Source organism: Chloroherpetonaceae bacterium, assembly GCA_033763895.1.
GTDB lineage: Bacteria > Bacteroidota > Chlorobiia > Chlorobiales > Thermochlorobacteraceae > JANRJQ01.
In genome coordinates this window covers 651,138-672,957 of the sequence record JANRJQ010000010.1, presented here as the reverse complement: position 1 = coordinate 672,957, position 21,820 = coordinate 651,138, and the positions used below count along the sequence as shown (strand labels likewise).

20 protein-coding genes are annotated in these 21,820 nt (G+C 39.7%); 11 read left to right on the top strand and 9 right to left on the bottom strand.

What is annotated here, in order from left to right:
- Nucleotides 1–6 precede the first annotated feature (6 nt).
- The 4 genes from SFU91_10975 to SFU91_10960 are packed head-to-tail and all read left to right on the top strand — an operon-like array spanning nucleotide 7 to nucleotide 4,375.
- Nucleotides 7–1,110, top strand: coding sequence for a glycosyltransferase family 4 protein (locus SFU91_10975; GenBank protein MDX2129544.1), 1,104 nt, complete (start codon nucleotides 7–9; stop codon nucleotides 1,108–1,110).
- Nucleotides 1,107–2,174, top strand: a complete 1,068-nt coding sequence (locus tag SFU91_10970; GenBank protein MDX2129543.1) for a glycosyltransferase family 2 protein — start codon at nucleotides 1,107–1,109, stop codon at nucleotides 2,172–2,174. Before SFU91_10975 ends, SFU91_10970 begins: the two co-directional genes overlap by 4 nt.
- Nucleotides 2,167–3,204 carry a glycosyltransferase family 9 protein gene (locus SFU91_10965; protein ID MDX2129542.1) on the top strand — a complete coding sequence of 346 codons (1,038 nt, stop codon included), beginning with the start codon at nucleotides 2,167–2,169 and terminating at the stop codon, nucleotides 3,202–3,204. Before SFU91_10970 ends, SFU91_10965 begins: the two co-directional genes overlap by 8 nt.
- A complete protein-coding gene (locus tag SFU91_10960; protein MDX2129541.1) occupies nucleotides 3,188–4,375 on the top strand; it encodes a glycosyltransferase family 1 protein in 1,188 nt (395 codons plus the stop codon). The genes SFU91_10965 and SFU91_10960 overlap by 17 nt, the downstream gene beginning before the upstream one ends.
- Here SFU91_10960 and thiE (SFU91_10955) read toward each other — a convergent pair.
- The 3 genes from thiE (SFU91_10955) to SFU91_10945 are packed head-to-tail and all read right to left on the bottom strand — an operon-like array spanning nucleotide 4,372 to nucleotide 6,433.
- Complete coding sequence (gene thiE / locus SFU91_10955) at nucleotides 4,372–5,001, bottom strand: thiamine phosphate synthase (protein MDX2129540.1); 630 nt, start codon at nucleotides 4,999–5,001, stop codon at nucleotides 4,372–4,374. The two genes, SFU91_10960 and thiE (SFU91_10955), sit on opposite strands and share 4 nt — an antisense overlap.
- Before the next feature lie 5 nt (nucleotides 5,002–5,006).
- Nucleotides 5,007–5,621: a thiamine phosphate synthase gene (gene thiE / locus SFU91_10950; protein MDX2129539.1), complete on the bottom strand. Its 615-nt coding sequence runs from the start codon at nucleotides 5,619–5,621 to the stop codon at nucleotides 5,007–5,009.
- Complete coding sequence (locus tag SFU91_10945; GenBank protein ID MDX2129538.1) at nucleotides 5,618–6,433, bottom strand: thiazole synthase; 816 nt, start codon at nucleotides 6,431–6,433, stop codon at nucleotides 5,618–5,620. Before SFU91_10945 ends, thiE (SFU91_10950) begins: the two co-directional genes overlap by 4 nt.
- 119 nt (nucleotides 6,434–6,552) lie before the next feature.
- Between SFU91_10945 and SFU91_10940 the strand changes: the two genes are divergently transcribed.
- The 3 genes from SFU91_10940 to SFU91_10930 all read left to right on the top strand — a co-directional run bounded on the left by SFU91_10940 (nucleotide 6,553) and on the right by SFU91_10930 (nucleotide 10,777).
- Nucleotides 6,553–7,827 carry a GAF domain-containing SpoIIE family protein phosphatase gene (locus tag SFU91_10940; GenBank protein MDX2129537.1) on the top strand — a complete coding sequence of 425 codons (1,275 nt, stop codon included), beginning with the start codon at nucleotides 6,553–6,555 and terminating at the stop codon, nucleotides 7,825–7,827.
- A gap of 6 nt (nucleotides 7,828–7,833) precedes the next feature.
- The gene (locus tag SFU91_10935; protein MDX2129536.1) at nucleotides 7,834–8,712 is read left to right on the top strand and encodes an ABC transporter ATP-binding protein; all 879 of its coding nucleotides are present in this window, start codon (nucleotides 7,834–7,836) and stop codon (nucleotides 8,710–8,712) included.
- Nucleotides 8,713–8,881: 169 nt separating this feature from the next.
- Complete coding sequence (locus tag SFU91_10930) at nucleotides 8,882–10,777, top strand: phosphoenolpyruvate carboxykinase (GTP) (protein MDX2129535.1); 1,896 nt, start codon at nucleotides 8,882–8,884, stop codon at nucleotides 10,775–10,777.
- Nucleotides 10,778–10,836: 59 nt separating this feature from the next.
- Here SFU91_10930 and SFU91_10925 read toward each other — a convergent pair whose 3' ends face one another.
- Nucleotides 10,837–11,943 (bottom strand): VWA domain-containing protein, encoded by a 1,107-nt coding sequence (locus tag SFU91_10925; GenBank protein ID MDX2129534.1) that lies wholly within the window; start codon nucleotides 11,941–11,943, stop codon nucleotides 10,837–10,839.
- 142 nt (nucleotides 11,944–12,085) lie between these two features.
- On the opposite strand from SFU91_10925, the gene SFU91_10920 reads away from it, so the two are divergent.
- Entirely contained in the window at nucleotides 12,086–13,450 is a 1,365-nt protein-coding gene (locus SFU91_10920; GenBank protein MDX2129533.1) for a sigma-54 dependent transcriptional regulator, read from the top strand.
- Between the two features lie 75 nt (nucleotides 13,451–13,525).
- A complete protein-coding gene (locus SFU91_10915; protein MDX2129532.1) occupies nucleotides 13,526–14,464 on the top strand; it encodes a prohibitin family protein in 939 nt (312 codons plus the stop codon).
- A 7-nt stretch (nucleotides 14,465–14,471) separates the two neighbouring features.
- Here the strand turns inward: SFU91_10915 and SFU91_10910 are convergent, their stop codons facing one another.
- On the bottom strand, nucleotides 14,472–14,924 hold the full coding sequence (locus SFU91_10910; GenBank protein ID MDX2129531.1) for a DUF2452 domain-containing protein: 453 nt from the start codon (nucleotides 14,922–14,924) through the stop codon (nucleotides 14,472–14,474).
- A gap of 127 nt (nucleotides 14,925–15,051) precedes the next feature.
- Between SFU91_10910 and SFU91_10905 the strand changes: the two genes are divergently transcribed.
- Nucleotides 15,052–16,299, top strand: coding sequence for an acetate kinase (locus SFU91_10905; GenBank protein MDX2129530.1), 1,248 nt, complete (start codon nucleotides 15,052–15,054; stop codon nucleotides 16,297–16,299).
- 82 nt (nucleotides 16,300–16,381) lie between these two features.
- Here SFU91_10905 and SFU91_10900 read toward each other — a convergent pair whose 3' ends face one another.
- The gene (locus tag SFU91_10900) at nucleotides 16,382–17,797 is read right to left on the bottom strand and encodes a hypothetical protein (GenBank protein ID MDX2129529.1); all 1,416 of its coding nucleotides are present in this window, start codon (nucleotides 17,795–17,797) and stop codon (nucleotides 16,382–16,384) included.
- Nucleotides 17,798–18,100: 303 nt separating this feature from the next.
- Between SFU91_10900 and apbC the strand changes: the two genes are divergently transcribed.
- A complete protein-coding gene (gene apbC, locus SFU91_10895) occupies nucleotides 18,101–19,183 on the top strand; it encodes an iron-sulfur cluster carrier protein ApbC (protein ID MDX2129528.1) in 1,083 nt (360 codons plus the stop codon).
- Nucleotides 19,184–19,255: 72 nt separating this feature from the next.
- Here apbC and SFU91_10890 read toward each other — a convergent pair whose 3' ends face one another.
- The 3 genes from SFU91_10890 to rfbC are packed head-to-tail and all read right to left on the bottom strand — an operon-like array spanning nucleotide 19,256 to nucleotide 21,820.
- Nucleotides 19,256–20,134: a universal stress protein gene (locus tag SFU91_10890; GenBank protein MDX2129527.1), complete on the bottom strand. Its 879-nt coding sequence runs from the start codon at nucleotides 20,132–20,134 to the stop codon at nucleotides 19,256–19,258.
- 37 nt (nucleotides 20,135–20,171) lie between these two features.
- Entirely contained in the window at nucleotides 20,172–21,248 is a 1,077-nt protein-coding gene (gene holA / locus SFU91_10885) for a DNA polymerase III subunit delta (protein ID MDX2129526.1), read from the bottom strand.
- An 11-nt stretch (nucleotides 21,249–21,259) separates the two neighbouring features.
- The gene (gene rfbC, locus SFU91_10880) at nucleotides 21,260–21,820 is read right to left on the bottom strand and encodes a dTDP-4-dehydrorhamnose 3,5-epimerase (protein MDX2129525.1); all 561 of its coding nucleotides are present in this window, start codon (nucleotides 21,818–21,820) and stop codon (nucleotides 21,260–21,262) included.

Here is a 21,820-nt window from a genome sequence, read left to right as displayed (position 1 = left end):
GTTGTCATGAAGTTAACTTTTTTGATGAATGGGGTTTCTCTTCACCCTGTCGGTGGAGTGAAAATCATGCTTGAATTTGCCAATCGATTGGCTGAAAAAGGTCATGAGATTAATATTCTATGCGCGACCGTTGGTCATCCATATCATAAAAACACTTCATTGAAATATCAACTTAAGCGGAAGGGAATTTACCTTCTGTATCAATGGGGTTGGAAAGGTGGGCCACTGATTCGTTGGTTCAAACTTCACCCTTCGATAAGGTATTCTTATGTTCCCGACTTTCGCTCGAAATATCTCCCCGATGCTGACTTTATCATTTCTTCTTCTTGGGAGGAGTCGCTCTATCTTCATCGGTTATCCAAATCAAAAGGAATAGGCATGCAAATCATGCATGAATATGAACGCTTTATGCTTTCAAGTCCGGAAATCAAAGAAATCATGACGCTTAACTACCAATCCGAGATTAGATTTGTATCGACCTCATTGGTAAATGATGAACTCTTGAAATCGTGTGGTGCGAAAGCGGTCACTTATATTCCTAATGCTATCGACGATCAAGTTTTCAATATTAAAGAACCCATCGATTCTCCTTTAAGATGCGCCATAGGGTTTCCATATCGATTTCAACCCTATAAAGGTTATCAAGACATGCTTGCAACGCTTGATATTCTGCATAAGCAAATACCAAACGGGCTTCAATTTTGGTGCTTTGGTTCCCACAAACCTTCGAGGCTTCCGGAGTATCTCTCATTTTATGAATCCATCAGTGATACTGAGCTATGTTCATTAATGAATCAAACGTCGATTTTTATAAATCCCTCTCATTTTGAAGGGTTTGGTCTGCCTTCAATAGAAGCGATGGCATGCGGTTGCGCATTAATCACTGCAGATAATGGTGGGTGTCGCTCATTTGCAATGCATGAACAAACGGCGTTGATTGTTGAACCGTCTCAACCCAAAATGCTCGCTCAAAGTATTTTGAGGCTTATTCATGATGAGCGGCTTCGCATCACACTTGCCGAGAAAGCTCAACCTGTAGTCAAAGAGTTTTCTTGGGGGAAATCGATTTCAGAATTTGAAGGATTATTAAACCTAATGAAAGCCGCTTGAGAGATCAACTTTTTCCTCATGTTTCCATTATCATCCTCAATTGGAATAATTGGAGAGATACTATTACCTGTCTTTCAAGCGTTCTTCAGTTAAAGTACCCTAATTTCTCAATCATCCTTTGTGATAATCACTCTACAGATCATTCTATTGATAAAATTCATGATTGGCTACAAGGGCAGTTATCGTTTCAAGTTGACTTCCCCGAAATTGACAATATTGTCGTAAAAGAACATAAACCTCACATTCCGTATTCGATCGAAAATTATCGGTACGAAGAAAAAGAATTCAAAAAAGTGTCTGAAACACTTCATCGCCTCACTCGCCTAATTACAGTCATAGATACCGGTTCAAATTTAGGTTATGGTGGAGGAAACAATGTTGGAATAAGATTCGCTTTGAGCAGATTTAACTCAACTTTTTTTTGGATCTTAAACAATGATACTTTCGTTTTACCGAATTCTCTGAATGAACTTGTAACATATCAGATCTCAAGACCGAATTCGCATTTGATTGGTTCTCTCATTCTTGATTTTGAAAACCCTTCCACTGTTCAAATGGCTGGTGGGGCAAGCTATCTTTCATTTTTTGGCGTTGCTACACCATCTTATAATGGCTTCAAACTATCCACCTTAAAGAACCTGTATCCAAATGGAATACCAAATCATTGCGACTTTATTTCCGGCGCGGCACTTTTCATGAGCCGTGAGTTGATTGATTCTGTTGGAATGTTTGAGGAACAGTACTTTCTTTATCATGAAGAAATCGATTTATCGCTTCGTGGGAAGGGATTATTTCAAAACGGATTTTGTGAAAGAAGTATAGTTTTACATAAACAAAGTGCTACGATTCCTCTAAAAGGCAAATCAGATTTGAAAGGTGAATATTTCGATTTAAGAAGTCGATTGCTATTTCAAATTAAGTTTTATCCGCAAAATTTATTGGTCTTCTATTTTTTTATGTTATTTCTTTTCATGAAAAACTTGCTCATCTTCGATTTTCAACGGGTAAAAATGATTGTTTCAATTATGATTAGCCCAAAGAAGAATCCGTATTCTCATGTCTAAAAAGGTACTGATTGTAAAGATTCTCGGAATTGGTGATGTTGTCATGTCCCTTTCGATTATTGATTGGATTCAAAAGTATGAGCCTGAAACTCAAGTAACTTGGGTTATTGGGAAATCTTCTGCTGAATTGCTTACACCTTTTAAAGAAATTATTACCCCTATAATTGTTGATGAGAAAAAGCTCTTTGGAACCTCTTTTTTCTCTAAAGGAACCGAACTTTTCAAAGTTTGGAAGTCATTATTCTTAAAGAAATTTGAACTTATTCTCACGCTTCATTCAGATAGTCGATTTAGGTTAATCTCACTTTTTACAACAGCGAAAGAGACGCGATTTTTCAAAAGAAAAGGAAGAGTTCTACCTAACCCCTCAAGACATTACTCTAATGAATACCTTAATCTGTATTTGAATCTTGATTCCTTTGAAAATCAATCCGCTGCTCTTCCACAGCTCCAACGACGAGAAGAGGCTTCTCAAGTGAAACAATTTTTCAGCGAAAAGTCTGCGTATGTTTGTTTAAGTGTAGGCGGGGCGAAAAACGCTTTATCGGAAGCACCTTTGAAACGGTGGCCAATTGAACATTACCTAACTCTGGCAACAAAATTAAGCGAGTTTGGAATCAAGGTCGTTTTAATAGGAGCACCATCGGATCTTGCGGACGCAAAGCATTTCGCTCACCTTCCGAATGTGATTAATCTCGTGGGAAAAACGACGCTATTGGAATGTGTTGAAGTCATTTCATATAGTAATGCTTTAGTATCACATGATACCGGCAATCTCCACTTAGGATCGTTGACTTCAACGCCAATCATTGCTTTATTTGGCCCTACAAACCCTTGCAACTTTTCTCCTGTTCGTTCAGATGTGATAACACTTTGGGGTGGTGATAATTTACCTTGTCGCCCTTGTTACGATGGAAGAACATTCGCGAAATGCACGAATAACGAATGTATGAAATCAATTCTTCCGGATGATGTTTTGAATCAACTTAATCACATTTTAAGCCAAAGAATTAATGACCATACTTATTGAAGCTTTAGCCCTCCGCAATCAAAATTCAGGGGTGGGAAACTATTCACTTCAATTAATTAAACATTTGATTGAAGCACTACCTTCAGAAAAATTTTTAGTGATTCACGATTCAAAAGTCAACCTCAAAGATTTAGGAATTAAACCCGAATCGATTCCGAATTGGACATTCAAAGGGATTCAAACCGGAGGTAAACAACTTGTAGGTTTGTTCAATCTCTCGCTTCAATTAAAGCGAGTTATTGAAAAAGAGAATATCAAGTTGATTCACGGGTTAAGCGCTTTTTTACCTTTGGGGCCAAAAAGAAACGGGGTCATTTACCTTACCACCGTTCATGATGTATTCCCAATTGTTCAATCAACTGAGGTTGATTTTAAGTCAAAACTATACTTTCAGCGCTTTGGAGTCCCTTCCATAAAAAGGGCAGATGAAATCATAGCAGTTTCTCAGAATACAAAACGTGATATCATTAAAACGATTCGTGTCGATTCCGAAAAAATCACTGTGATTTATGAAGCCGCGGCAATTACACTAAAAGAGAACCTGTATTTCACAGAAAACCCCGCGACAACTCAAGCAAGGGTTCTAAAGAAATTTGGATTACCGTTTAAAAATTTCATTCTGTTTGTTGGCGCAGCAAGAAAAATCAAGGGATTAGGAACCCTTTTAGAGTCTTATCAAAAACTATTAAATCAAGGGATAAAATCGCCTTTGGTCATTGCCGGTGACGGTGCGTTATCACTTCATCCAATAAAATTCAAACGATTTTCTGAAATAATTGCAAAGAGTGGCGGCTCGCTAACTTTTACAGGAAGAATTTCAGAACCAGAACTCATTAGCCTTTATCAATCTGCCAAAGTATTTGTTTTACCAAGTTTTTATGAAGGTTTTGGGCTAACTGCAATTGAGGCGATGAAATGTGGCTGCCCGGTTATAGCAAGAGAATCATCAAGTATGCCGGAAGTTATTGGAGATGCAGGTCTTTATTTCAATTCTCCCGAAGAGCTTACAGAAAAGCTAACGAAGGTTTTAACCAACCCTATTTTAGAAAACCAACTCATTCAAAAAGGATTTGAAAGGGAAAAGTTTTTTAGCTGGAAAGCTACGGCAAGTGAAACGCTATCTGTCTATCGGCGATTGTTGAATATTCCGTCTCCAAAAGCAGGATTCTAAACGCAAGACGATATCAATTCTTTCATTGCGAGTTCAGGATTTTCGGCAGATACAACACAAGAAATTACCGCAACAACGGAAGCCCCCGCCAAAAAAACTGGTTTGATATTTTTGTGATTAATTCCGCCGATTGCAAAAATTGGTATTGAAATCTGACTCGTAATCTCTTTCAATTTTTCGAGCCCAAGCGGTTCAGAAAGCTTTTCTTTCGTTGATGTGTGGTATATGTGACCAATCCCAATATAGTCGGCACCATCACGCTCCACTTGCTTTGCTTCAGCAAGAGAACCTGCGCTTCCTCCAATAATTTTATTTTCCCCTAAAATCTTACGTGCAACAACAATGGGAAGGTCATTTTGACCAAGATGAACGCCATCAGCACCTGAAAGAAGCGCGATATCGACGCGATCGTTAATGATAAACGGGATTTTAAATCGATTGCAAACAACTTTTACCTTTTGTGCAATTTCAAAAAGGTCAGCATCACTTTTTTGCTTTTCTCGTAATTGAATCAATGAAGCACCACCTTTGATAGCAAGCTCAGCAAGTTTCTCGTGCGTAAATCGATTTTGAATTAAGGAATCTGTAATCACGCATATTCCACCCTTTTTGATTTCTAACTTCATTTCACTTAACTCAAAGCCAAATTAAACGATTGCAAGGTTCTTGAAATATCTTTTGCGGTCATTAAAGATCGAATCACCGCAATTCCTGCAGCACCAGCATTCATACAGGCACTTGCATTTTCGGGCGTGATTCCTCCAACTGCAAAAACCGGGATGTGAAGTTTCGATGTAATCACCGATAGTTTTTCAACACCTTGTGCTTGGCCATATATCTTTTTTGACGGAGTATCATAAACCGGTCCAAATTGAATGTAATCAGCACCTTGTAACTGAGCTTCAAGGGCTTCACTAAGCGAGTGGGTACTTTTTCCTAAAAGAAGGTTTGGTTTTTGTTTTCGAATTTCATGAATCGGAATTCCTGTTGAGCTTAAATGAATTCCATCGGCATCGACAGCCAAAGCAATATCGAGAAAAGAATTGATAATGAGCTTCGCTCCATACTTCACCGTGATTTCTCTTAAAGCTTTTGCATATCCGAAAGCATCTCTTGGAGAGACATCCTTTTCGCGAAATTGAACAAGTCTTACACCGTTTTTGCAAGAAGCCTCAACAACTTGTTCCAATGTTCTTTCACCACATGCTTTACGGTCTGTGATTAATAAGAGTCGGGATTGAATCATGAATGAATGTTAGTTTCGGATAAGGAGATTAAACCCTCTACCGGGCTTGAAGCCGTAGCATAAAGTTTTTTTGGAATTCTTCCTGCTTCAAAAGAAAGTCTGCCGGATTCAACAGCGTATCGCATCGAACGAGCCATTTTTATCGGATGCTTTGCCTGAGAAACAGCCGTATTCAATAGAACGCCATCATAGCCTAATTCCATTGCAAGTGCCGCATCAGAAGCAGTTCCAATACCGGCATCGACTATCAACGGAATATCGGTAATTTGCTCACGAATAATCTGCATATTATATGGATTTCGTATTCCCATTCCAGAACCAATTGGCGAACCCAAAGGCATCACAGAAGCGCAGCCGATATCCCGCAGTTTTTTACAGATGATGACATCATCGTTGCAATAGGCCATAACGATAAAATTCTTCTGAACAAGCGCAGATGCCGCCTTCAAAAGTTCAACTACATCAGGGAAAAGTGTTTCATCATCACCAATGACCTCCAACTTAATCCAATTCGTTTCCAATGCCTCTCGAGCCAATTCAGCCGTTAAGATTGCTTCTTTTGCCGTAAAGCAACCAGCCGTATTTGGAAGGAAAAAATATTTATTGCTCTCAAGGTAGTGGATTAAGCTTTCTTCTGAACGATCTTTTAATTCAATTCTACGAACAGCCAAGGTCACAATTTCTGCTCCGCTGGCTTCTAGAGACTCGAGCATTGTTTGTGGGTTGGGAAAACGAGAGGTTCCCATTAAGAGCCTTGAGCGAAAAGATTTATCGGCAATAATCAAATCCCCGCCTTCTTTTAAACCATTCATTTTCTCTTTCGATGTTTAACTTGAAATGAAAAATTTCATTCCGATTTATTGACTATTTTATGAAAATAACTTCAATCTTTTAGAATGTACACAAAAGGCATATGCCAAAAACCTCTAAAATGAGTCGAGTTCAAGTGATGTCGCGCCTCTTGGAAGCAAGTAAGTTGCTGAATTCAACGCTCGATTTAAAGGAACTATTACAAATAATTTTAAATTTAGCGACGCAATCTTGCAAAGCAGATCGAGGAACCATATACCTCATTGATCGAAAAACCAATGAAATTTGGTCTCACGTTATGCAAGAAAATTCAGGAATCGAAATTCGCTTGCCTTTGGGAGAAGGAATTGCTGGTTATGTGGGCTCTACTGGAGAAACGATTAATCTTAAGGATGCCTATAAAGATCCACGCTTCTCAAGAAAAACCGATTTAGTCAGTGGGTTTCGAACTACTTCAATGCTGACAATGCCAATGAGAAACAGTGTAGGAAAAATAATTGGTGTATTTCAATTGCTCAACAAAGAAAAGGGTAAGTTTAATAAGCAAGACGAAGAATATCTCTCACTTCTTTCTGTTCACGCATCACTTGCTATTGAAAACGCAATGCTCCATCGAAAAGCCATTGAACAAGAAAGTATTGAAAAAGAACTTGACATTGCTGCATCAATCCAAAGATTATTGCTTCCAAAAAATATCCCGCAAATTGAAGGTTTATCTATTTCCGCTTTTAATATTCCAAGCCGAAGTGTAAGTGGAGATTTTTATGACATCATAAAACTTAGTGATACGCGTGTATTGGTCATTATTGCAGATGTCGCCGGAAAGGGGGTGCCCGCCGCTCTTCTTGTTTCCTCAATGCAGGCTTGGCTTCATGCGTTGGTTGGTGGTGCAGAAGATTTAAAGATACTGGTGACAAAATTAAATAAAGCTATTCAAGAAGGAACCACAGTAGAACGGTATATCACTTTTTTTGCGATTTTAATTGACACTGAAAGAAAAGAAATAGAATATGTTAATGCCGGTCATCTCCCACAACTGTTTATTTCAAACGGTTCAATTCAAGAGCTCACCGTTGGAGGGTTTCCTTTAGGGATTTTTCCGGATTCCAGTTACGAAAGTGCGTCCCTTGATTTTAATAGTGGTGATGCAATTGCTCTATTCACAGATGGAATTACAGAGGCTGTTATAAACCATTCATTACATTCTGAAAAAGATTTTCATCCAAAAGAAATCGATTTTTTTGGGGATGAACGGGTTTATGAATTCTTTAAGAAATCAGCATCTCTCCCTTTTGATTCCGTTCTTCCCACTCTCCTTGAAGAGATCAATAAGCACCTTCACCAAGAGCATGTTAATGACGATTTAACTTCGGTTTATATCCGAACCTTTTCTTGATGACCAATGATAGAAGTTAGAAATCTTCACAAACAATTCGGGAATAAGGAAGTGCTCCGCGGTGTGACTATGAATGTCCAAAATGGGGAAACAATGGTCATCATTGGAAGAAGCGGTTGTGGTAAATCAGTTATGACTAAACTTATCGTTGGTCTTTTGACGCCGGATAAAGGAGAGGTTCGAATTGACGGAAAAATTGTCGAAGATATGACTCCGAAAGAACTTGCCGCTATGCGTCAAAAAATTGGACTTGTCTTTCAAGGCGCTGCTTTATTCGATTCTCTCACTGTCGGCGAAAATATCGGGCTTGCGCTTCATGAGGTTTATCACATGACGAATGGTGAAATCAATAAAATTGTGGCGGAGAAACTTGAAATGGTCGGGCTTCCTGAAATTCAGCATTTAAAGCCATCAGAACTATCAGGTGGGATGCGGAAACGCGTTGGTTTGGCCCGAGCCTTAGCAACCAATCCGCAATACATCTTTTATGATGAACCAACCACAGGGTTAGACCCTATCATGTCCGATGCGATTGATTCATTGATCTCAAAATTAGCAATTGAATTAAAAGTTACTTCCATCGTAATCACACATGATATGCAAAGTGTATATAAGGTAGCTGACCGTGTGACTATGCTTGAAGGTGGTCAAGTGTATTTCAGAGGGTCAATCGATCAACTTCGTGAAACGCCAGACCCTGTAGTCAGAAACTTTGTCGATAGAAATTCTTATCACGATGGTGGTATTGAAATCGAGATCGAACGTTTCAAAGTACTTGAGGCTCAATTACGAAAAGAGGAAGAACTTCAACAGGAAAAGGAAAGACGCGAACAGAGAAAAAAGGGTGGAATTTTAGGGCTAACAAACAAAACAAATGAACCTTAACAAGAAGCGGTAAAAAATTTTAATGAAATTCTATAAATGTACGGAAAACATAATAAAAGAAGTCTCTTTTTCATTTTCCAACTTTATATACTTTTATAATGCTGATGCATGTGCTGAGGCGAAAAATGAACATAACTTTGAATAATTAACCTTTTTTTAAGGAGAATTTATGAGTACCTATATCGATGAAGCCGAAGTCGCATCGGCAGTATCAATTCCTGATTATGTACGAAATGACCGAGGAAAAACTTGGATCAATAAAATTGTAACACTTTGCAAACCCAATAATGTTCATTGGTGTGACGGTTCTGAGGAAGAATATAACCGCCTTTGCAATGAGTTAGTCGAAGCCGGTACCTTTGTAAAGCTTAACCCTGAAAAGCGCCCAAATAGCTACTACTGCCGTACAGATGCAAGTGATGTCGCTCGCGTTGAAGATAAAACTTTCATTTGCAGCCTTCGCCGTCAAGATGCTGGCCCAACCAACAATTGGGTTGACCCACGCGAAATGCGTCAAACATTAGGTCGGATTTTTGATGGTTGTATGAAAGGTCGCACGATGTATATCATTCCTTTCAGTATGGGCCCTTTGGGATCAAAAATATCTCAAATTGGAATTGAAATTACAGACTCGGCTTATGTTGTCATCAATATGAAATTGATGACTCGAATGGGTAAAAAGGTCTGGGACGTTTTAGGCAATGGAGACTTCGTTCCTTGCGTTCATACAGTTGGTGCACCTTTAGCGGATGGTCAAAAAGATGTTCCGTGGCCTTGTAACCGAACTGAAAAATATATCGTGCATTTTCCTGAAGATCGCGAAATCTGGTCTTATGGTTCGGGTTATGGCGGTAATGCTTTATTAGGAAAAAAATGCTTCGCACTTCGTATTGCAAGTGTAATGGGACGAGATGAAGGTTGGCTTGCCGAACACATGCTCATTTTAGGTGCAGAATCTCCAAAGGGTGAAAAAACATATGTGGCTGCAGCTTTCCCAAGTGCTTGTGGAAAAACAAATTTCGCGATGATTATTCCACCAAAAGCTTTGAATGGATGGAAGATTACTACCATTGGCGATGATATCGCTTGGATTAAGCGTAGCGAAGACGGTGGGCTTCGAGCAATAAATCCGGAAGCAGGCTTCTTTGGCGTCGCTCCCGGAACTTCTTATATGAGTAATCCCAATATGATGGAAGCGGTAAAAGCCGATACCATCTTTACAAATGTCGCTTTAACCCCGGATGGTGATGTTTGGTGGGAAGGGATGGATGGCGATGCTCCGGCAGAATGTATTGATTGGACAGGAAAAAAATGGACACCTGCCGATGCGAAAGAACGCAAAGCCGCTCATCCAAATGCACGCTTCACAGTTGCCGCAAATCGTTGCCCGGTGATTGACAAAGATTGGGAAAACCCGGCCGGCGTTCCTATCTCAGCCTTTATTTTCGGAGGTCGCCGCGCGACAGTGGTGCCTTTGGTTTATCAAGCTGCAAATTGGAACTTTGGCGTTTACCTCGCTTCAACTATTGGTTCCGAAATGACTGCCGCTGCATTCGGGAATATAGGTCAAGTTCGACGAGACCCGTTTGCAATGCTTCCCTTCTGTGGCTATCATATGGGAGATTATTTCAATCATTGGTTACAAATGGGGCGCTCATTGGCTAACCCTCCACGAATTTTCTGCGTCAATTGGTTCCGTAAAGATAAAGATGGCAACTTCATGTGGCCCGGTTTTGGAGACAACATGCGCGTTCTTGAATGGATTATCGATAGAGTGCACGGCACAAAATCCGCCATCGAAAGCCCGCTTGGTTGGATGCCACGATATGAAGACTTGAATTGGGAAGGGCTCAATTTTTCAAAGAAAGACTTTGATGTGTTGATGGATGTCGATCGAGAAGCTTGGAAACAAGAAGTACTTTCGCATGAAGAGCTATTTGAAAAACTTTATGACAGATTACCGAAAGAATTTATTTTGATGAGAGAATTGATTCTTTCAAGCTTGTGGCGCTCTCCGGCTCACTGGGGTCTTGCGCCTGAGCGTTACTCAGAACAATCAAAGTAAATTTGTTTGTCTATTGCAAAAGGGGATGCAGTAGCATCCCCTTTTGCTTTGTGACCACTTTATCTCAACTTTTTTTTCCGATTTCGGATGTAATCGGTAAACATGTAGTCACCTAAATGATCGAGCCCACTAAAATATGCCCTACCTTTTGCCACTTCGGTAAGTTCATTGACGAAATTTTGAAGGTATGTATCGGTTGCAAGCATAAATGTTGTGATTACAATCTTATCCTTCCTGCAAAGCACCGCCTCATCGAGTGTTTTATTGACAATTTTTCTATCTAGCCCAAAAGAATTTTTATAAATTTTTATTCCTTCGTTGATCGCAGAGGGCTTGCCGTCAGTAATCATAAAAATCTGTTTGTTTTTATTTTTTCTTCTACGAAGTAATGCTCGAGCAAGATTTAGCCCCGCTTTGGTATTGGTGTGGTAAGGACCAACACTAACAAATGGCAGCTCTTGAATACTAACTTCCCACGCTTCATCACCAAAAAGAATAATATCAAGACTGTCTTTAGGATAGCGCGAAGTGATTAGCTCAGCAAGCGCCATTGCAACCCGTTTTGCTGGCGTAATTCGATCTTCACCGTAAAGAATCATCGAGTGAGAAATATCAATCATAAGTACGGTGGCACACGACGTTTGATGCTCGGTGTCATGTACCTTTAGATCTTCTTCATGAAAAGTGATTTCGTCAATTCCGGCACGCTTGAGAGAGTTATTCAATGATTCGGTGAAATCAATATTTTGCAGATTGTCCCCAAATTTCCAATTTCTTGATTCTGGAAGCGGCTCTTCAGAACTACCTGATTTCTCCATTCGGTGATTACCCATTAGGCTTTGCTTTCGAAGACTCGTAAAGATTTCATTCAATGAGTCTTCTCGTATTTTTTTTGTTGCTTTTCCAAGCACCTCAAATTTCCCTTCCTCGCCTGCGTCTGAGATATAGCCTTCCCGTTTGAGCCAATCAATAAAATTTCCGATTCCATCGTCACCATCTGTTAACTCATATTGATTGTCGAGATCCGTCATCCACTGCAATGCTTCACCCACATTACCGTTTGTTAGTGTTAACAGTTGCAAAAAGATCGAGAGCAGCTTCTCGTTCCCGCTTTTCCCGTCCGATTTCTCGTGTCTTTCTTGCCAAGGGCCGTATCTAAAATCCATAGCTTAATTCGTTTTCAAACATTACTGAAAGTTAACTTCTCTTTAGAACATCTCAATCCCATTCTTCATTTCATTTTTATTGAATGGGGCTTGATGAAAGCAATACTTTATGTTTAATTGCAGAAATTCAACTCGGCATAATATGATTAAAATTTTGATTATCGACGATGAGAAAAACACTCGCGATGCACTTTCAGATGGGCTATCTAAGCCGGACGAAAGGTTTGTTTTCACTGCTGAAAATGCAAAAGAAGCCTTGAAAATAGTTTCGGAGGAAGACATCGATATTGCAATCACCGATTTGAAAATCCCTGATTCTGACGGCGTTCGACTTCTGAAGGAAATAAAAAAGCATGACCCCGGTATTGTTGCGATTATCATGACCGCCTTTGCAACCGTTGAAACAGCCGTAGAGGCTATGAAGCAGGGGGCTTACGATTATATCCAAAAGCCCTTTCGAATGGGTGATATCCGTAGGCTCGTCAATCGCGCGATCGAAACAAGGTTATTAAGAGTTGAAAATGCTCGGTTAAAGCAAGAAATTTCTGGTCGATTTATTCCAAAAAATATCATCGGGTTCAGCCCTCTATTTCGTGAAATACTCGATACTGTGGAACAAGTTGCCCCGTCTCGAGCAGCAGTCATGCTTCTTGGCGAAAGCGGAACTGGAAAGGAGGTCATTGCACGGGCAGTTCATGAAATGAGTGGAAGAAGAGATAAGCCTTTTATCAAAATTAATTGTGGCGCTTTACCCGATCAGCTTCTTGAATCAGAACTTTTTGGTTATGAGAAAGGCGCATTTACCAATGCCTTGAAGCAACGGCGCGGAAGATTTGAACTCGCAAACGGAGGAACCATTTTTTTAGATGAAATTGCTGATATGCCCACGCATCTTCAGGTTAAACTTTTACGTGTCTTGCAGGACGGAGAATTTGAACGATTGGGAGGCGAAGAAACTTTGCGAGTTGATGTAAGAATCGTTGCCGCCACCAATAAAGACATTGAAGATGAAATCTCTGAAGGTCGATTTAGAGAGGATTTGTACTACAGGCTCAATGTGATCAAAATTAAATTGCCTCCCCTTCGACAACGCCAAGAAGACATTATCCCTTTAACTCACTTTTTCATTGAAAAGTATGCCAGAATAAATGGGAAAATTATTCGTGGAATATCTCCCGAAACCCTTAAACTCTTAGAAGGGAATCGATGGAGGGGCAATGTAAGAGAGCTTGAAAATGTAATTGAACGCGCTGCGGTGATGTGCCAAGGCGAAACAATTGAAAAAGTTCATTTACCTGACTATATCACCGGAGAACAAGTATCAAAAGTCGTGTCTTTTCCAATTGGTACTACCCTCGAAGAGATTGAAGAAATAATGATTGCAAGAACGTTAGAGTCAACCGGTGGGAATAAAGAGGAGGCTGCAAGAATATTGGATATTGGCGTCGCGACGCTTTATCGAAAATTGAAAGAGACTGCTGAAGAAAAGAAAGAGCAGCCCTCGTAAAATTTTATAAAACTTTCTTCGAATAATCATCGTTTATTTAGAAATCAGTTTTCTAACGATTGACTTACTAAGAAGATGAAACCGAGATTCAGCTTTCCGAAATCTATCCCCTCAATTTTAATTTTTACCCTTCTTATACAATTTAGTTCTTGTGTAACGGTTCAACCCGGGTATCGAGGGATAAGAGTGTATCTCTCAGATGAAAAAGACAAATCCGGAGATATTGAAGTGTTGGGTGTTGGGCGTTATTTAATAATTTCATTTTCAAAGCGAGTTTATACTTTTCCTGTTTTCCAGCAAAATTATGTTTGGGCAAAATCCAATGAAGAAGGAGACCGCTCGATTTCTTTCCAAACTGTTGAAGGGTTATCGGTTAATGGCGATTTCGGCATCAGCTATTCGATCATCCCTGATAGCGTTGCTACAATCTTTCAGCGCTACAGGCGAGGTATCGATGAAATCACCGATATTTTTTTGAGAAATATGGTACGGGATGCATTGAATTCCGAAGCATCGCAAATGACAATGGAAGATGTTTATGGCAAAAGCCGTCAAGCCTTGTTAAAAAGGGTTGAGTCTTCTGTAGCCGATCAAGTAAAGTCGGTTGGTATCGTTATCGATCGAATTTACTCTGTAGGAGAATTCCGTTTGCCACCACAAGTCGTGAATGCAATCAACTCTAAAATTGAAGCCACTCAACGCTCGCAACAAAGGGAGAATGAGGTTCGATTGGCTGAAGCAGAAGCCTCTATTAGAATCGCAAAGCAAAAAGGAGAATCGGAGTCAAAATTGATTGAGGCAAAAGCAGATGCAGAAGCGCGTATTATTCGTGCAAAAGCAGATTCAGCGGCAAACTTTTTGCGATCAAAATCTATATCACCCCAATTAATTATGATTGAAACAATTAATCGCTGGAATGGTGCCTTGCCGCTTGTTTCTGGTCAAGCTTCGCCATTTCTTAATTTTGATGAACTTATACGTACCGCTCAGGACACCACCAAAAAGAAAAGATAATGTAAACCTATTTCCCTTCGAGGATATCCCAAGTATGATCTGCAAGTAATTTTACTTTAGCAACAAACTCCGTGAATGATTTACTTCTCCCCCATTCTCCCGGAGCAATTAATGAAAGAATATCATCTTCACCTTTTCGGTATAAGTAATAGGTATGACCAATTAGCGGTTCAAAGCTCATCTTCGCCAAATAAATTCTCTCTGAGATTTCCACCCTTTTTTTTATTGCATTGGCTTGAGCAGCAAGCAATTCCATCTGTTGATAAAGCTGACTCATTTGCATTGAGGTTTGCTCGTGCATTGCCGAAACCGCTCTTCCCTTAATTTTTCCTGTATCTTCTGGCTTTATTAAGGCACTTCCTGAGGTATGGGCATAAGGAAGTAAGCCGGGTGTATCAGCGGTTTTTAGTTTCATTCGCTCCAATTCAATTTTGGAGACATCGATTTCGTTTTCTTTCATAAGCAAGTTCTTTTTGGCTTAAGTAATAAATATGTTTCTTCGTTCCCTTTCTCAAATCTATCACTGAAATGATTTGTATCTTTGCCTATGCTTTACCTCATTCCCATTTAAATCACAATTTCGAGTTATGAATATATTAGTTCTTAATTGCGGCAGTTCTTCAGTTAAATTTCAAGTTATCCAAACAGATCTTGATATGATTAACCAAAACTCCGACAGAGCTTTGGCTTCGGGAGTTGTCGAAAGGATTGGCAGCGAATCTTTAATCACTTTCAGAGTTCACTTAAGTTCAGGTGTAAAAAACTTTAGAACTGCCGAGCCATTGAAGGATCATCATGCGGCAATCAAGAGAATCATTCAATGGGTTTGCCATCCTTCTTCGGGGATAGAAGGGATTTCATCCACCGCGGATATTCATGCAGTTGGTCACAGGGTTGTTCACGGTGGTGAAAAACTAACCACTTCAATCTTGCTTGATGAACATACCATTCGTCAAATTGAAGATTGTATTGAATTAGCACCACTTCATAATCCACAAAATCTTAAAGGGATTTACGCCACTCGCGAAGTTTTTGGAATAAACATTCCGAATGTCGCAGTGTTTGACACTGCGTTTCACCATACTTTGCCAGACTTCGCTTATCTCTATGCAATTCCATACCAACTTTATCGCAGGCACAAAGTGCGCCGATATGGGTTTCACGGTATATCTCATCGATACATCAGTTTTCGCTATCGAACCATTGTTGGTATGGAAAGAAACAATGTCAATATTATTTCAATTCATTTGGGAAATGGCTGTTCATCTTGCGCCATCAAAGGCGGGGTTTCGGTTGATACTTCAATGGGAATGACACCGCTTGAAGGGTTAATAATGGGTACTCGTGCCGGAGATGTTGATCTTTCCGCAATGCATCACATTGCTCATAAAGAAGGCTACACAACCGATGAAATTGAAACGATTTTGAACAAGCAATCGGGGCTCTTGGGCATATCAGGCCTTACAAACGATATGCGTGAATTGATTGATGAAGCCAAAGAAAATGATGACCGCCGTGCAAAATTAGCCGTTGAAATGTTCTGCTATCGAATTCGAAAATATATTGGTTCTTATCTTGCCGCATTAGGAGGCGCACAAGCGATTATCTTTACAGGAGGAATTGGAGAAAACTCGCCTTACATCCGCGAAAAAATCTGTAAGGAATTACAATGGTTTGGGCTTGAATTAAGTCCTGAGTTAAATGATACTCTTAAAGGTGGTAAAGAGGGGCGTTTCACCTCTGAATCTTCAAAACTTGCTGCTTATGTAATCCCAACAAACGAAGAATTGATTATTGCACGAGATACTTATCGAACGATTCACTCCGTGATATAAAAGAAAATGAATTGAAAAAAATCAAAAAAAAGGGGCTCTAAATATGAGCCCCTTATTCAATCTTTAACTGTTAGAGAACTGGTTATCTCATCACGAAAAAGCCGCCTCGCTTGGTAAATTCAAACTTCAAGACATCTAGAACAATATCATCTTTACCGGGTGGAAATCGCCAGTTGGAAATTTGTTCAGCAAAAATTACTTCAAGCTTTCGTGCTAACGGAGATTCATCTAGGTTAGAAACAACAAGCCTTACACGATCAACTTGACCAGTTTTTGAGATTACCAAATCAAAATATAATCTACCTGCTAAAGTTGAATCTTCAGCCCGAAGCTTCCTGTAAACTTGTGCCAAGTCCTCGCTCCGTTCATCGATCACATCCAAAATTTTCTTGTTTCGTCGTTTATCTTCAGGTGCAAGAGATTCATCATCTTCAAGATTTTTATAGATTTCTTCTGAAAGTCGGAATCGCTTATCAAACTCAAATTTCACTCCTATCGTAAATCGGAAGGGGGCATAGTTTTCTGTTGAAACCGGCGCAATTCCATTCAAGAACCCGTTGGTTGACGCTGCATTTGGCGTAAAAACTGTTTGTTCACTTCCATTTCCAAAAACCAAATATTCTGCAAGAAACTCTCCAGAAATCATATCGTCGAATTGGTAACGAGCACCTGCTCCAAAAAATGCAAATCCTTCCCGGCTATAGACATAACCATCGTCTTTGCCCGGTGCGAGCACCGCATATTCACCCCAAAATTCGCCAAAAAGGACGAGAGGCGTTGCTTTGAAAGGATATTCGAAACCTATGCCGTAGCGTGCAAAAGTTTTTGTATCTGTACGGTAAAGCGTATCACTGGGTACGCGCGAAAGTAACTCGTCTTTTGATAAATGTGCTCTAAACAAAAAATTAAAATGAAATCCCGGAGAATTTTCGGGAAAAATTGGGTCGAAATAATATGAGGTTAAAAACCCTGCACCAATCCCAAGAGAACTTAGTTGGTCGGGAATAAAGGGTTGATTGACTGGGGTTTGAACTGGAATATAACCAGTAATAATTGCCCCTAATTGTACATGCTCTTGTGCAAAATTGACACTTCCAAATTTGTAAGCGATTCTTAAACTGGTTGGAATTGAAAAATAGCCTGAACCATCTGCTCTTAATGTTGTTCGATAAGAAACCAAAGTGGTTCCTAAAGAAATCATCGTGGTTCTTGAAAACGCATAATCAAGGGTTAAATCTTGATTGAAATTTGAAAAACTGGTTACCTCGCCGGTTGGCAAGTAATTATAGTCTGCCCCTGAGAAGGCGTAGGAGATATTTGCACTCAGAGATGTTTTCCCTTTACGCTGAATCCCAGATTTCAGAACATTAAACAAACGACCATCGGCCGTTAAAGGATGTTGCGCCAATGCGATATCTCCGAAAACTAAAAAGGATGAAATCGTAAGCAGAAGGAATAAATTAAATTTGCCGAATTGAAAGGCTTGTTTTCGTCTCATTTGGTTTATTTAAGTCAATTGACGAATTCCGAGAACTTAATAGAAGGATTTTTATCGGCCATATCATAGGCTCGATACTTCAAATCATAAAAATGGCTTTACTAAAGCCTATTTACGAATATAACCCACATCCTTCATTAAATAAAAATTAATGCGATTTCGTTAGATTCGCGACTTGCCCGTTTCTTTTCACTTTTGCATAATGAAGAAAAAATTCCTCACAAAAGAAACATCATCTTGAAACGGACAACTGTAACGAAACGATTTATAGTATAAACATTCTTTAATTCAAATTTACACATTATGGGAGCTGTAACAGAAAGGCAAGTTATTGATGCCTTGAGAAATGTCATTGAACCTGATCTCCAAAAAGATCTTATTACTTTAGGAATGGTCAAAGACATAAAAATAGATTCTTCGAACAATGTTACTTTTACCGTTGTCTTAACTACGCCTGCATGCCCTCTCAAAGACTTGATCAAAAATGCTTGTATTAATGCCATTAAGCATTTTGTAAAAGAGGCAAAGGAGATCACTGTAGAAATGACGGCGAATGTAACCACCACAAACACGGTATCGGATTCAAACAACCCGCTATCACGAGTAAAGAATTTAATTGCTGTTGCATCGGGAAAAGGGGGGGTTGGAAAATCAACGGTCGCCGTTAACCTTGCTGTATCGCTTGCAAATAAGGGTGCACGCGTAGGTTTGATTGATGCGGATATCTACGGTCCTTCGATTCCTACAATGTTCGGGCTTAAAGATGAAAAGCCTGCGGTAATGGGTAAAACCCTAATCCCACTAGAAAAGTATGGGGTTAAATTAATTTCAATAGGATTTTTAGTCGATCAAAAAACTGCGGTTGTCTGGCGTGGACCAATGGTTTCTTCGGCACTTCGTCAGTTTATTACCGATGTCGCTTGGAATGACCTTGATTACTTGCTTTTTGATTTACCTCCCGGAACAGGAGACATCCAACTAACCTTGGTTCAAGCGGCTCCACTCACGGGTGCGGTTGTTGTTACAACCCCACAAGATGTTGCTCTTGCAGATGTGGTCAAGGCGGTTTCGATGTTTGAAAGTGTCAAAGTTCCAATTTTAGGCGTCGTGGAAAATATGAGTTACTTCACTCTGCCAGATGGAACAAAGGACTACATTTTCGGAAAAGGGGGTGGCGAAAAACTTGCAACGGATTTCAAAGTTCCTTTTTTGGGAGAAATTCCCCTTGGGAAAAATGTTCGAGAAGGCGGCGATGAAGGTAAACCGATTGTACTCAGAAATCCTGAATCAGAACAAGCCAAGCATTTTTCTCAAATTGCAGAAAAATTAGCTCAACAAATTGCCATTCGGAATGCATCGGGTGTAAAAGTTGAAGTGGAAATTTAACCGTCATTTTTACTTTAAACAACAATAGCCGCGACATAGCGGCTATTGTTGTTCCTTCAATTTTTATTCGTCTTATTCCGACTTCCGAATTACCAAAACAGGACAAACACATCGACTTGACACTTCAACCGCAGTTGTACCCATAAAAAATTGTTTATAACCCGAGGCTCCGTGAGCGGAAAGGATAACAAGATCAATGCTATTATCCTTTGAGTACTTCGAAATCGCGAGTCCTGCGGTAAGCCCCTTTAAATCCTCATTCACTACGACCTTTCTTAACCCGAATGCTGCGCCGGCTTGCTTTCGAATCATATCCAAAAGAGTTAGGGGATCTTTCTCGGTCGGTTGAGCAGTTAATGGCTTAAAATGCACCAAATGAATTTCCGCATCAAAATATTTTGCAAAGCGATAAACATAGGGAAGAGCTTGATAAGAAATTTCGGAGAAATCAGTTGGGAAAAGAATTTTCGAGGGTGAAAATTTCACTTCAGGCCGTGAGAAAATCATCACCGGACAAGGGGCTGTACGAATCATTTTATAAGTCGTGCTGCCTAAAATAAATTGACCGCCGGTTGCCGCTTTACTTCGTGTGGACATCATCATCAGCCCCACATTTTTTTCTTTGCAGACTTTTGGTATCGCGTCGGTTGCTTTTCCAAATGAAGTAAGAAGTGAACTTTGAATACCTGAAAGCAAAGGGCTCAATTGCGACTGTAAGCGTTTTTGTGAATCTTGCTCTATCGTTTTGCGAAGTGTTTGAATCTCCTTTTCTGAGTTTCTATAAAGCGTGTACTCCGGCGCATTATCATCAACCGTATTGAGTGCAAGAATTTCAGAACGCCAAATGTCGCTTACTTTTATGGCGTGGGTGACAATCATTTTCGATTGTTCTGAAAAATCAACCGGACAAAGAATTGTTTTTAGGCTGATTGTAGAAGGTTGAGGCAACATTGTTGTAGTTTTTTCGATTTGCTTCAAACCGCCATCATTAGGCAGCAATAATTTTTTTCATTAGGCTTAACATTAGTAAACGCTCATCTCCAGAAATGTTCGAAAAGCCTTTCAGTGCTAAGTCGGTTTCTCCTAAAGCAAGAATGGCATTTTCAATTTCCTCGCTCGAAAATCTATCGGCATAAGATTTATAATCATTAAAAAAATAAGCCTGATTTCCAAAAAGTCCAATTTCGCGTGTGGCTTCAGCTGAAGTCATTTTTTGAAACTCCGGCTGTTTTAACTTCCAAATCTTAAGAAAAAATGATGTCAAATAACCTACAATTGCAAGTGGCTCAGTATCTTTTTCCATCATCATCAAAATCATTCCGGAGGATTGTCTTAAATCTTTCGCAACGACAGCGCGCTGAAGTTCAAAGATATTGTATTCTTTTGATACACCGACAACCTGCATCACCTCAGCATCTGTTATGATTTGCTCATCTTTATTCCCAATATAGAGAATGATTTTCCGTATTTCAGCGTCTATTTCTCGAGTACTGGTTCCAACAAATAAGATGAGTTTTTGAACCGCTTCATCAGTAAGTTTCCAGCCATATCGATTTGATTGTTCCACGGCAAACTGTGCTGCCTCAGTTTCTTTAAGTGGCGCAAATGCATAAGTAACATCTTTCAGGAGTGAATAAGGCTCCTTCTCAAGTTCTTTCTTTTCAATTTCGCCAGCGGTTAAAACAAGTATCGTCGTAGGAGGGGGATTTTTAAGATATTGCTCTAATTCTATAAACGCCAACTTTTGCTTTTCTTTGGTACTTTCCTTCTTGATTTCATCAAAATCTTTAACTACGACAAGCCGTAGTTCTGAAAACATTGGCATCGTTGCAGCTAAGGATATAATGTCACTGAGTGTGAGTGGTTTTGGGCGATTTGGATCTTTAGCAAATAGTACACTAAAATTCAACTCGGCATCTTTATCCTTTTTTAGTAAAGCATCTTTTACTTGAGAGACCAGCTTTTCAATCAGGAATTCTTCCCTTCCATAGAAAAAATATACCGGGTCGAGTTTTCCCCTTTTTAGTTTGTTTTCAAGTTCAGAAAATATGGTTGTTTTAGACATAACTTATTTTTCTAAGGCTGAAATACAAAGTTAATTTCGGCTTCATTTAGAGTTTTGCCAATTCTATCTTTATCAGAAATAATTACTTCATTGCTATGAATCCCCCAATCAATCTTCAATCCCGGATCATTCCATAGGAGTGTCCGATCGCTTGCCGGTGTATAATAATTGGTCACTTTGTAGTTGAATTCCGCAGTTTCTGAGAGCACCAAGAAGCCGTGTGCAAATCCCTCCGGAACCCAAAAAAGAAGTCGATTCTGTTCGGAAAGTTTGACCGCGAACGACTGACCAAAAGTTGGCGAGCCCTTGCGAAGATCGACCGCGACGTCCAAAACCTCACCAATTGAAACGCGAACCAACTTTCCTTGTGAGAACGGAGCCAATTGATAATGCAACCCTCGAAGCACCCCTTTTACAGATCGGCTGATGTTATCTTGAACAAACTTTGCTTTTATTCCAAGTTCGTGAAAACGCTTTTCATTATAGCTCTCATAGAAAAAACCTCTTGCATCTTCAAAGACCTTGGGTTCGAGAATCACAAGACCCTGAATTGGTGTTTCAATTACTTTCAT

What these genes read in the sequence shown, in the direction of transcription:
- SFU91_10920 (MDX2129533.1), top strand. Translation starts at nt 12,086, where the DNA reads ATGATTAAAATTTTGATTATCGACGATGAGAAAAACACTCGCGATGCA.
- SFU91_10935 (MDX2129536.1), top strand. Translation starts at nt 7,834, where the DNA reads ATGATAGAAGTTAGAAATCTTCACAAACAATTCGGGAATAAGGAAGTG.
- thiE (MDX2129540.1), bottom strand. Translation starts at nt 5,001, where the DNA reads ATGAAGTTAGAAATCAAAAAGGGTGGAATATGCGTGATTACAGATTCC.
- holA (MDX2129526.1), bottom strand. Translation starts at nt 21,248, where the DNA reads ATGTCTAAAACAACCATATTTTCTGAACTTGAAAACAAACTAAAAAGG.
- SFU91_10905 (MDX2129530.1), top strand. Translation starts at nt 15,052, where the DNA reads ATGAATATATTAGTTCTTAATTGCGGCAGTTCTTCAGTTAAATTTCAA.
- SFU91_10915 (MDX2129532.1), top strand. Translation starts at nt 13,526, where the DNA reads ATGAAACCGAGATTCAGCTTTCCGAAATCTATCCCCTCAATTTTAATT.
- thiE (MDX2129539.1), bottom strand. Translation starts at nt 5,621, where the DNA reads ATGATTCAATCCCGACTCTTATTAATCACAGACCGTAAAGCATGTGGT.
- SFU91_10975 (MDX2129544.1), top strand. Translation starts at nt 7, where the DNA reads ATGAAGTTAACTTTTTTGATGAATGGGGTTTCTCTTCACCCTGTCGGT.
- SFU91_10965 (MDX2129542.1), top strand. Translation starts at nt 2,167, where the DNA reads ATGTCTAAAAAGGTACTGATTGTAAAGATTCTCGGAATTGGTGATGTT.
- SFU91_10940 (MDX2129537.1), top strand. Translation starts at nt 6,553, where the DNA reads ATGAGTCGAGTTCAAGTGATGTCGCGCCTCTTGGAAGCAAGTAAGTTG.
- SFU91_10945 (MDX2129538.1), bottom strand. Translation starts at nt 6,433, where the DNA reads ATGAATGGTTTAAAAGAAGGCGGGGATTTGATTATTGCCGATAAATCT.
- SFU91_10890 (MDX2129527.1), bottom strand. Translation starts at nt 20,134, where the DNA reads ATGTTGCCTCAACCTTCTACAATCAGCCTAAAAACAATTCTTTGTCCG.
- SFU91_10960 (MDX2129541.1), top strand. Translation starts at nt 3,188, where the DNA reads ATGACCATACTTATTGAAGCTTTAGCCCTCCGCAATCAAAATTCAGGG.
- SFU91_10930 (MDX2129535.1), top strand. Translation starts at nt 8,882, where the DNA reads ATGAGTACCTATATCGATGAAGCCGAAGTCGCATCGGCAGTATCAATT.
- rfbC (MDX2129525.1), bottom strand. Translation starts at nt 21,820, where the DNA reads ATGAAAGTAATTGAAACACCAATTCAGGGTCTTGTGATTCTCGAACCC.
- SFU91_10900 (MDX2129529.1), bottom strand. Translation starts at nt 17,797, where the DNA reads ATGAGACGAAAACAAGCCTTTCAATTCGGCAAATTTAATTTATTCCTT.
- SFU91_10925 (MDX2129534.1), bottom strand. Translation starts at nt 11,943, where the DNA reads ATGGATTTTAGATACGGCCCTTGGCAAGAAAGACACGAGAAATCGGAC.
- SFU91_10910 (MDX2129531.1), bottom strand. Translation starts at nt 14,924, where the DNA reads ATGAAAGAAAACGAAATCGATGTCTCCAAAATTGAATTGGAGCGAATG.
- apbC (MDX2129528.1), top strand. Translation starts at nt 18,101, where the DNA reads ATGGGAGCTGTAACAGAAAGGCAAGTTATTGATGCCTTGAGAAATGTC.